The sequence below is a fragment of the Gilliamella sp. Nev5-1 genome (genome assembly GCF_001690895.1).
GTDB lineage: Bacteria > Pseudomonadota > Gammaproteobacteria > Enterobacterales > Orbaceae > Gilliamella > Gilliamella apicola_C.
The window spans coordinates 1-10,192 of sequence record NZ_LZHO01000043.1 but is presented as its reverse complement, the minus strand read 5'-3'; the positions used below and the strand labels follow the sequence as shown (position 1 = coordinate 10,192).

Below are 10,192 nucleotides of genomic sequence, written 5' to 3'. Positions count from 1 at the left end.
CCCCAGTGCGTTGATGGTATAGTGTTCGCTGGTCTCATCGCCATAGCGGATAGCACTTAATAGGCCGCTATCGGTCCACTGATAGTGCAACTCTTCTTGCATGGGGTTGATATAGCACAGCAGTTGCCCATCACTATCATATTCCCATTTTTCTTTGCTTTTTTCACTGGCATCGGCACTGTACTGTATACGCTCCATTAATAAGCCACGATTAAAGCGTTGCCATAAACGCTGACCATCGGGATAGGTGACTGATATGCAATTGAGCTCACCGTCATAGCGATATTCGGTGGTATTGCCTAAGGGGTCGGTTTCGGCTAAAAGCTCTCCTTCTTGACCATAGTGACGTTCAATTGTTGCACCACTCGGTGAAATATGCTTAACCTGACGGGCGGATTGTTTATCATGTACCCATATCTCTTTTGAGCCATCGGCATAAATCGCCGTAGAAGTGCCCGCCGCATCATCCCATTCATAGCGTATTTCTGTATTAGGAATATTACTCCAGTGACGCAGTGCTCGCACCGCTTTGCCTTCACCTTGCCATTCCCAATAAAATTCGGCGCCACCGGCTAAACGGCGTTGGCTAAAGACATAATCGTCACGATACGTATAACGCTCCGCTTCGTTAGCCGGATTGATGGCTTCGCTAAGTTGTCCGCGTTCATCATAGGTGTAGCGAATAATCGGCTCGGGCACAGCATCACTCAAGGTAATATGCCGTTTTAAGCGAATTTCGGCTAGGCGGTGACCTTGCTCGGTGGCAATATAATCAAACAGTAAACTGGCCCCCGCTGGGTTTTCTAATCTTATTGGTAGGTCGGTTTTATCGTCATAATGAAGATGGAGATGTTGTTTTTTCTGAGAAAAGCCGGTTATTTTACCGCTATTATCCGCTAAACGGTTAACATGCATGACCCAACCATTTAAACTGTCCGAGGTAAACAGGTATTCCTGCTCTTGCTCTCCTAACCAGACTGCAGTTTTCGCCATCAAATTAGCCGATAAGGAAATCGCCTTGTCGGGCATGGGTAGGGAAATGATAAGATTTTGATGGTCAACCCATTTAATGGTTTCGTCTTTATCATTAAAGGTGAAATGATGCTGTAATGAGTGGCTCCAACCATAACCAAATACTGAGCTCACTTCGACGGCGGTGGTACGATATTGTCGTTGGAACGTAAAAGGATAAACCCCTAATAATGTCGCATCATCAAGTAATAACAACTCTTCACCGGTGACCATGGAGATAGGGCATCCTGTGGTTGTGCATTTTTCTGTCGGTGGCGAGGTGGTATCGTTATGGGTGCTTCCTGATGAGGTTTCTTTTTTGTGTTCAATTTCTAGATGTGTGTTTTGCTTCGCTCCGGCTCTAGTTTCTTTATTTAATTTTGTCATTAAAGTGTTTTTCATTTGGTGTACTAATTTAGCCACTTTCTCGAAAAAATCTTTGATAAGCTTTGTGAGGGACTTCAAAATAGTTTTTAAAATTTCCCAGATTTTTTTTACTAATCCAGATGCTTTTTTGGCAACTGAGGTTAAGCGATAAGCCATATAAGCCAAGCCAACAGGACCCGCAACTAATGACAGCAAAGCGCCAAATATTAGCCCGCGAAGGATATCGCCCAATATGTTTCCACCAAGCGAAACCAGCTCCGGTAAGATATTACCCCATGGATACATTTTGATATTTAATAATACGGCGTTAGCAATTAAGTAAATCGCACTTTCATCACTAAAAAATGCCGCTAAATGTAGCGCAAAATCTTTACTTTGCTCAAGCGATGCTTGAATATCAATGTTAGGTATATCACCGATAATATCGTATAATTTTGCTGCACCATCATAAATCATTTTTCCGTATTTTACTGGGTCGGTAATAACGTTATAAGCCAGTTTAATGTCATCCCAGACACTAATAAAACCATCAAATAAGCCTTTAATGAATTTTTTTATCAGTTCAACAACATCAATACCTTTTTCCCATTGCGGTTTATATTCTTGCCAAGAAGCATTTAACTGGGTGTACATCGCTGACATGAGTTCATCATAAGCTTTGAATAACTTTTTGTTGTTTTCCACTAAATTGTTATCGATTGCTTCAGCAAAATAGGATTCATTTACCGTTAAATCAGTAAATACGGCTCGCCCTTCAGCGTCGGTTTTTTTCTCGTCAACCGTTTCGTTAAACCACGTAGAATTATATTTAATTAATTTAATTAAAACATCAGGAATCGGTAAATTAAGTATTGACTCGTGCTTAAGCACAACTTCTATTTTTCTATTCTCTGGACAGGTTATGGTGGTGGTTTCGATACTCTTTTGTTCGTAACTGGCTTTTTTATCGTTATTATTAATAGACAACACTCTGTCCATTTCAAAGGTCGGACCGCCCAAAGCACCGGACGTTTTATTAAAGGCTTGAACACACCAGTCTTCAAGTATTTTTTTGTATTCTTCAGTTAATAAGGCTTTTCGTTTAAATAAGTCTAAATCGCGTTCAATTGATTCAATGTATTCCATAACATTCCTTATTTATTACTAAAAAAGTCTGCGTTTAAAATTTCAAATGGATTGGTGGCTAATTGCAACTCTTGTTGTAACGCTAAAACTAATTGCTGTGTCATTTGGCTATCTGCTGTATTTGATTTATGCTTAGCGGCTAGGTGCATAATTTTTTGTTTGATTAATGCTTCTGGAAAGGCGTCATATAGGGGTAAATTATTTTCTTTTAACCATAACAACATATTACTGATTAAAGGTGTCAGTGTCGTTTGCACTAGCGTGTCAATAAGTGGCTGTGGCACCTGCCACCAAGGCGAAGTTTGCACCGCTTGCTCAACGGGTACATGCACCACATGTGATTGGTGATTAATCCAGTAAAAAGCAAAAGCAGGCAGCACGTCTTGCCAGCTATCGGTAAAATAATCAAGCATGATTGACAAGTATTCACCATCCCAATAGCGAAAAAACACCGTTTCACCATCGGGCATAATCGCTTGGGTTAAGCTCCGTAAATGAGCGCAGATGTCTGCAAAGGGTAAATGAGAGCGTGCCAGCCAGCCCCAGTCTTTGTGCTCAGTGTTATTAATCCAATCTAAAAAGGGGGCTATGCTCATCAAGTCTCACTAGCATAGGCATAACAGAAAACCAGTGCTCGTAAGGAGTACCACTATAAAGACCATAGGGCGTTTGTGAGCCATCAGTGATATAGTAGTTTTTAACCACTTGCGCATCGCTGACATTAGAAAGTACGGCATACAAAGGCATGGCAGAGGTAGCGGTAATCGTGCGCCATTGAGACAGTGGCATAGCTAACATAATCTGCCCCTTGCATTGCGCAATAAAACCAACAAAGCTAAAAATCCGTTTAACTTATAAAAGACAAGAAAGGGATATTGAATAAAGCGATTGATGATTAAAGCAATATGACTAACAGCGAGCTCCATGATATTTACCTAAATTCCTTTAGAAAGTATTAAGAAACCGAAAAATAAAGATATTTTTTAGCTAAGATAAGATTATTTTTTATTCTATGCAACCTTTTTTTAGTCTATTTTTGTTATTTTTTACTTATTTTGAAAAATCAATACATCTGTATCAGGTTGTTACGCTTGGCGTAAATATGAATCAAAATTAAAGGGGGTATTTGATAATATCGAAGCATTTTATTGGCAACATAAAGTATTAGCTGCATCAAGCTTAATGCACCATATTAGGAATATGGGCTATGATGTAGCAGAAAGAAGGGTAAATCGAGTATGATAAAAATCATTCAGAAAAGCCATTGATTTTATTGAAGTTTTTCTAGCTGTTTTCTGGATTGAAACATGAGGTGTAATTTTAAACTCGGTGAAGTGAAGAAAGTCGAAAGGTGATTTATACTCGCTACTTCACATTTCCACAGTTTGGCGATTGCTATGCATGCTTCATTATTTTAAGCCTTGCTAACTAGTCGATTGGATGTATATGCAAAATATCATGACAGCTAATTATTTAATATAACCTAGGATTTAATATAACTTGGCACTCAATGCAACTAAGTACTGTTTCTTAAACGAAGTATAGGGGCGAACGTTGATAAATCTGGTTTATGGCAATGAGTTTGAGCTTTTAACTTACTTAATAGTTGCATTGCCAAATGTTCCCCTATTTTTACAGCAGGTAAGGAGACTGTTGTTAAAGGTGGAAAACTCACTTGGCAAAACTCGTTATCACCAAATCCACTCACTGCTAATTGATGTGGCACACGGATATGCCGTCGTTGGCACTCATAAAGCACACCACAGGCTAATTCATCAGTAGTGCAAATTAAGGCATCGATTTCAGACCAATTCAATAAGATGTCAGGCAGTAATAAGCTACCTGTACTAAAATTAGCAGGCTTGGCAGCATTGATAACTCGATGGGTAGGTAGATGATAATCCAACATCGCCTTATGCCAACCATGTAAACGCTGTTGAAAGAGATAATTTTGTTGGTTGGCACACAGTAACCCAATATTTTGATAGCCTTTTTTTATTATATGTTCGGTTAGCATATACATTGCTAAACTATTATCTAACGCTATATCAGGATCTGCCGCTGTATCATATTGCTTACCAATATTCATAATAGGTATCGTTTTATTAAGATTAACATTCTCAATAATAACGTCATTTTCGACATAAAATAACAATATTGCTTCGAGGTTATGGTTGTGTAAAGAATCTAACAGTTTTAGTTCACGGTTATAATAATGCTCAGATTCAATAAACAATATTGTATAACCTTGTTTAATTAAATTTGCTTGTAACACATCAAGCAAAATTTGCGCAGAATGATCGTGGTTTTTGGTTGTTATAACTGCAATCACTGGGCTAGATGACGCCGAGGCTAACTGGCTAGCGGTAACATTGGGTTTATATCCTAACGCATCGATAGCAATTTGAATTTTTTTGCGAAGTTTAACAGAAACACGTTCTGGTGTGCGTAAGGCACGTGACACAGTCATAGAGCCCACACCTGCATATTTCGCTACGTCAAATAAAGTAACCTGCCCTGTATTCCTCCGTTTTTTTGCGCTTTGCATATTTCATCCTAATTGAATTTAATCTAACCATTTGTTTAAAAAAGACTAATTTTGACAACTGCAAGCCAGTGATGAGTGACTTATCCATTAATATGAATATTGTGAGCCACCTTTTAAAACTCAATTTTTTAATAATATTATTCTATCAACATAATTATTTTTAATGAATTTATTAGAAATGTTATCTACATCACAAAATAAATAAAAATTTATGCAAATATGATAGCGCTATCACATTTCTATTATTTTAGTTGTGGCTATTTTTAATTTATATGCTAATTTTTCAATAAATTATCAGAATTTTAATGGAGAGAAAATGCTCGCTAACTATTTAACACAGCAAACTGTGAATATTGTTGATTCTGTAAATGATTGGAAAGAAGCTATACAGCTTTGCGCATCACCATTATTAGCAAACAATACGATTTCTCCTAATTATATTGAAAAAATTTTTGAATTACACGAATCACTTGGACCTTATTATGTGTTAGCGCCTGGCATTGCAATGCCACATGCCAGACCAGAGCATGGTGTAAACCAATTAGGCTTATCAATGTTATTAGTCAAACAAGGGGTAAATTTCAATTCGGCAGATAATGATCCAGTTTATTTAATTACGTTATTAGCAGCAATTGATAGTTCTAGTCATATTGAAATATTAACGCAATTGGCAACCTTATTTGGTGAATCAAATGATATGCAGACCATTTTTAATGCTCAACATTGCGATCAGATTTTAACTGTAACCAATCGTTATTAAATTTAATCAAACTTTATAAAAGGATAAATAATATGAAAATTATGGCTGTTTGTGGTCAAGGTCTAGGTAGTAGTTTTATGGTTGAAATGAATATCAAAAAAGTGCTTAAGAAATTAAATGTTGATGCCGAAGTAACACATGCCGATCTTGCATCTATTGCACCCGATCAAGCCGATGTGTTTGTGATGACCAAAGATTTAGCGGCCAGTTCGGGTATCCCGGCAGATAAATTAGTGGTGCTAAGTAATATTATTGATATCAACGATCTAGAATCCAAACTTGCTGAGCATCTTGCTAAGAATTAACAACCTATGAGGTGTTGCTATGATTCAGGAAATCGTAAAATTTATTGTTGATATTTTAAAAGTACCTGCCGTATTGGTGGGTTTAATTGCCATGGTTGGGTTAATAGCCCAACATAAATCATTTGCTGATACCGTTAAAGGAACCGTGAAAACAATTTTAGGTTTTTTGGTATTGAGCGGTGGTGCAAGCGTGCTTATCAGTGCAATTACGCCACTCGGTATGATGTTTGAGCAAGCTTTTAAATTACAAGGCATTATTCCTAATAATGAAGCTATAGTTTCTATGGCATTAAATGAATATGGTGCAGCAACGGCATTAATTATGGCATTTGGTATGGTCGCTAATATCGTAGTTGCACGTTTTACACGTTTAAAATTTATCTTTTTGACAGGACATCATACCTTTTATATGGCCTGTATGATTAGTATTATTTTAACCGTTGCAGGATTTAAAGGCTGGCAACTGGTATTTACTGGATCGTTAGTGCTTGGTCTTATCATGGCTTTTTTTCCTGCTTTAGCACAACCGCATATGCGTAAAATTACGGGTAATGATGATGTCGCATTTGGCCATTTTGGTACTTTAGGTTATGTGCTAGCTGGCTGGCTTGGGCAAGTTGTAGGTAAAAACTCACGCTCAACTGAAGAGATGAATTTACCTAAAAACCTAAGTTTCTTACGCGATAGCTCAATTTCAATCTCATTAACTATGATGATTATTTATCTCATTCTAGCTATATTTGCTGGCTCTGACTATGTCGAAACTAATCTAAGTAAAGGTGATAATTATTTAGTTTATGCGATTATAGAGGCTATTACATTTGCTGCTGGTGTGTTTATCATTCTACAAGGCGTGCGATTAATTCTCGCTGAAATTGTGCCAGCATTTACAGGGTTCTCAGAAAAACTGGTACCTAATGCAAAACCCGCTCTTGATTGTCCTGTTGTCTTTCCATATGCGCCAAATGCCGTTCTCATCGGTTTTTTATTTAGCTTTCTTGGTGGATTAATTGGATTATTTGTTTTAGGGCAATTAAATCTGGTTCTGATATTACCTGGCGTTGTTCCTCATTTCTTTTGTGGTGCAACAGCGGGGGTATTTGGTAATGCAATGGGAGGACGCCGTGGAGCAATGCTTGGAGCATTTGCTAATGGTCTATTAGTCACGTTCTTGCCGGTTATGCTACTGCCTGTGTTAGGATCTTTGGGTTTTGCAAATACGACTTTCTCTGATGTTGATTTTTGCGGTGTTGGAATTATCTTAGGTAATATGGCTAAGTGGTTTAACAAAGATATCATAATGAGCATTATTATTGCTATCTTTGCTATATTGGTTATTTATAATTACATAGCTAAACCCAAAATTGATTCAAAGGATTAGTTAAAGTACCTATAGCCACTATTTATATTAGTGGCTATATAAAACACAGAAAAGGCATCTTTAAGAAAGCCCATCATTTAAGCTTTATTTTTACAACAAAGACATTATGGCTTAATTTTAACTTATTTTTAGTCACACTTTTCAGTTAAAAAACATCTATTGTTGCTTTTATACCGACTAAAAAACATGAGTAAGCAATTCCCTTAAATAAACCCCCTTAAATAAATCATCTAACCAGAAATAAGGTTGCTATTTACTAATTATGCTTCCATAAATAATTAATATAGCAACAACACTTATTGCTACTATAGCAATGGTATATTGTGTTTTTACACGGTACTTTTTCACCTCACCGACTGAAAGTTCGCTATGTTTGTTCTTTCGTTGATAATAATAGTACATTGGTAAACCAACTAACGTCAGCACAATTGATGCCAGCCCATTTTCTGTTTGATAAACTAGCATACCATAAATCACATAAACAGCGCCCAATATGGCTAAAATAGGGATGATTGGATAGCCAATGACTTTGTAAGATCTTGGTATATTAGGGTATTTTTTTCTGGCTATCATAACACCAACAAAGGTTAGTAAATAAAATACCCAAATCGAAAACATAGAAATTTCAGATAAACGATCGGCATCTAACAAAACCGAATATAAAAATGCAAAAATAACAAGGACTGAAATGGCATTAACAGGAGAACGGCTATCCTCATCTATTGTACTTAAATAACGTGCACCAACAATAGTTCCACGCTCTGCCATGCTAAAAATAGTACGTGATAATGTCATGATATAACCATTAATACCACCCAAAATCGAGATCATAATACCAACAGCAACTAAGTTACCTCCTGAATGCCCAAACATTCGCTGTGAAGCAACCGCGGCGGCATCGTGCCCTAATGAAACCATTTCGTTGACAGGAAAGATTTTAAAGAATGCTATATTGATACAAGCATAAACAATCACTAAAAAGATAATCCCAAAAATGATTGCTTTTGGTAATACTTTAGATGGATTATGAATTTCACCTGCAACCGATGCAACCTGTGCCCAACCATCATAAGCAAATAATGTAGCTAAGATAGCAACAGCAAAAGGCGCAAATGTTTCAATACCTTGACCACTAGCACCAAATAATGCGACTTGCCCATTGCCTTTCCAAAGACCAAATACCGCCAGTAGTAATATCGGAATCAATTTACAAGCCGTTGCAATGGTTTGTAAGTATCCAGCCTCTTTGACACCAATTGCATTAATAAAGGCAATAAAGCCTAATGCTCCTGCACCTACCGCCATTTTATATGTGTCTTCAATCTCAAATAATGAGCAAAATACCGAACTAAAATAACCGACTAATGCACCAATTAACGCTGGAGAAAAGATAACTGTCATCATCCAACCATAAAGGTGAGCGATTTTAGCGCCATAGATTTTTTCTAAATAAACAAGCATGCCCCCAGTTTTTGGGAACATGACGCCTAATTCACAAAGCGTTAATCCACCACAAATGGAAATAGCACCACCAATAATCCAAGCTAATAAAGCATAATGATAATCGCCAGTAACTTCCAATACTGAAGGTGGTTTCATAAATGCACCAGCGCCTAAAACCATCCCAACAACCAGGGATAACGCAGAAACTAAACCAAGATCTTTCCGCAAGTTATTTTCTAAATTGTGATCTGACATAAAGATCCCCTTGAATCTATCAATAAGCAAAATTTGTTTATAATAGGGATTTATTTATAAAATACAAGAAGGATTAATTTTAACTAATTAAAAACACTAAAAATAAAAATGATAACATAAATAAAAAGCCAGCTAGAAGCTGGCTTCAGATTGATGACAAAGAACTCGCTTTTTGGCGAGTTCTTTGATCTAATAGAGAGGAGTCCATTATAAGAGAAGTTCTTCTATGCTAAAAAAACCAACTCCAGCGACACCAGAAAAAATAGAGCAAATCTCGCTAGATGCGCTTGTCCCTCAAAATCATCTTGTTCGTAAAATAGCTAAAGTCATTGATTTTGAATTTATTCGAGAAGCGGTAGCACCACTTTATTGCCCTAATAACGGTCGTCCGGCAGAAGATCCGGTCAGACTGTTTAAAATCATGCTATTGGGGTATCTTTTCGGTATCCCCAGTGAACGTCGTCTGGTTCAGGAAATTCAGGTCAATTTAGCTTACCGCTGGTTTCTGGGAATGGGATTAACCGAAAAAGTGATTGACGCCTCAACACTCAGCCAAAATCGTCGCCGTCGGTTTAATGACAGTGAAATCTATCAACAGATTTTTGATAATATTGTTGAGCAGGCCATTGCCAAAGAGTTGATAAGTGGTCGAGTATTATATACGGACAGTACTCACCTAAAAGTAAATGCCAATAAAGGCAAAGCACGTAATGAGCAGCGTATTGTTGAGCCCAGTCAATATATTGATGCCCTTAATCAAGCCATCAACACAGAAAGAGAATTAAACGGAAAAAAGCCTTAAAGCCATCGACGGTAGAGAAATACAAGGATGTTAAAGTCAGTACAACAGTTCCGGACAGTGGCTTTATGCATCGGGAAGGCAAGCCTAAAGGGTTCTTCTACTTAGAGCACCGAACGGTTGATGGCAAACATAATTTAATTACCGATACCTATGTCACAGCTGGAAATATCCATGA

8 protein-coding genes and 1 pseudogene are annotated in these 10,192 nt (G+C 37.3%); 4 read left to right on the top strand and 5 right to left on the bottom strand.

Features of this window, described 5'->3' with window-relative positions:
- From A9G41_RS06495 to A9G41_RS06485, 4 genes are all read right to left on the bottom strand, one after another.
- The coding region (locus A9G41_RS06495; protein WP_143425427.1) for an RHS repeat domain-containing protein at positions 1-2,523 on the bottom strand (2,523 nt) is incomplete at its 3' end.
- Positions 2,524-2,531: 8 nt separating this feature from the next.
- A complete protein-coding gene (locus tag A9G41_RS06490) occupies positions 2,532-3,119 on the bottom strand; it encodes a DUF4123 domain-containing protein (protein WP_082259627.1) in 588 nt (195 codons plus the stop codon).
- The gene (locus A9G41_RS13505) at positions 3,088-3,321 is read right to left on the bottom strand and encodes a DUF4123 domain-containing protein (RefSeq protein WP_082259626.1); all 234 of its coding nucleotides are present in this window, start codon (positions 3,319-3,321) and stop codon (positions 3,088-3,090) included. The genes A9G41_RS06490 and A9G41_RS13505 overlap by 32 nt, the downstream gene beginning before the upstream one ends.
- Before the next feature lie 718 nt (positions 3,322-4,039).
- Positions 4,040-5,071, bottom strand: coding sequence for a LacI family DNA-binding transcriptional regulator (locus tag A9G41_RS06485; protein WP_065583409.1), 1,032 nt, complete (start codon positions 5,069-5,071; stop codon positions 4,040-4,042).
- 316 nt (positions 5,072-5,387) lie between these two features.
- Between A9G41_RS06485 and A9G41_RS06480 the strand changes: the two genes are divergently transcribed.
- From A9G41_RS06480 to A9G41_RS06470, 3 genes are read left to right on the top strand one after another with little or no spacing between them, the layout of a single operon-like run.
- Positions 5,388-5,831: a PTS sugar transporter subunit IIA gene (locus A9G41_RS06480; RefSeq protein ID WP_065583410.1), complete on the top strand. Its 444-nt coding sequence runs from the start codon at positions 5,388-5,390 to the stop codon at positions 5,829-5,831.
- A gap of 32 nt (positions 5,832-5,863) precedes the next feature.
- Positions 5,864-6,136: a PTS sugar transporter subunit IIB gene (locus A9G41_RS06475; protein ID WP_065583411.1), complete on the top strand. Its 273-nt coding sequence runs from the start codon at positions 5,864-5,866 to the stop codon at positions 6,134-6,136.
- A 19-nt stretch (positions 6,137-6,155) separates the two neighbouring features.
- Positions 6,156-7,517, top strand: a complete 1,362-nt coding sequence (locus A9G41_RS06470; protein ID WP_065588517.1) for a PTS ascorbate transporter subunit IIC — start codon at positions 6,156-6,158, stop codon at positions 7,515-7,517.
- Between the two features lie 249 nt (positions 7,518-7,766).
- Here the strand turns inward: A9G41_RS06470 and A9G41_RS06465 are convergent, their stop codons facing one another.
- Positions 7,767-9,215 carry an APC family permease gene (locus tag A9G41_RS06465; RefSeq protein ID WP_065579781.1) on the bottom strand — a complete coding sequence of 483 codons (1,449 nt, stop codon included), beginning with the start codon at positions 9,213-9,215 and terminating at the stop codon, positions 7,767-7,769.
- Positions 9,216-9,441: 226 nt separating this feature from the next.
- On the opposite strand from A9G41_RS06465, the pseudogene A9G41_RS06460 reads away from it, so the two are divergent.
- Positions 9,442-10,192 (top strand): annotated as a pseudogene (locus tag A9G41_RS06460) (transposase); the annotation flags it as partial.

Coding starts and splice junctions, on each gene's coding strand:
- A9G41_RS13505 (WP_082259626.1), bottom strand. CDS start 3,321: ATGTTAGCTATGCCACTGTCTCAATGGCGCACGATTACCGCTACCTCT.
- A9G41_RS06480 (WP_065583410.1), top strand. CDS start 5,388: ATGCTCGCTAACTATTTAACACAGCAAACTGTGAATATTGTTGATTCT.
- A9G41_RS06465 (WP_065579781.1), bottom strand. CDS start 9,215: ATGTCAGATCACAATTTAGAAAATAACTTGCGGAAAGATCTTGGTTTA.
- A9G41_RS06475 (WP_065583411.1), top strand. CDS start 5,864: ATGAAAATTATGGCTGTTTGTGGTCAAGGTCTAGGTAGTAGTTTTATG.
- A9G41_RS06490 (WP_082259627.1), bottom strand. CDS start 3,119: ATGAGCATAGCCCCCTTTTTAGATTGGATTAATAACACTGAGCACAAA.
- A9G41_RS06485 (WP_065583409.1), bottom strand. CDS start 5,071: ATGCAAAGCGCAAAAAAACGGAGGAATACAGGGCAGGTTACTTTATTT.
- A9G41_RS06470 (WP_065588517.1), top strand. CDS start 6,156: ATGATTCAGGAAATCGTAAAATTTATTGTTGATATTTTAAAAGTACCT.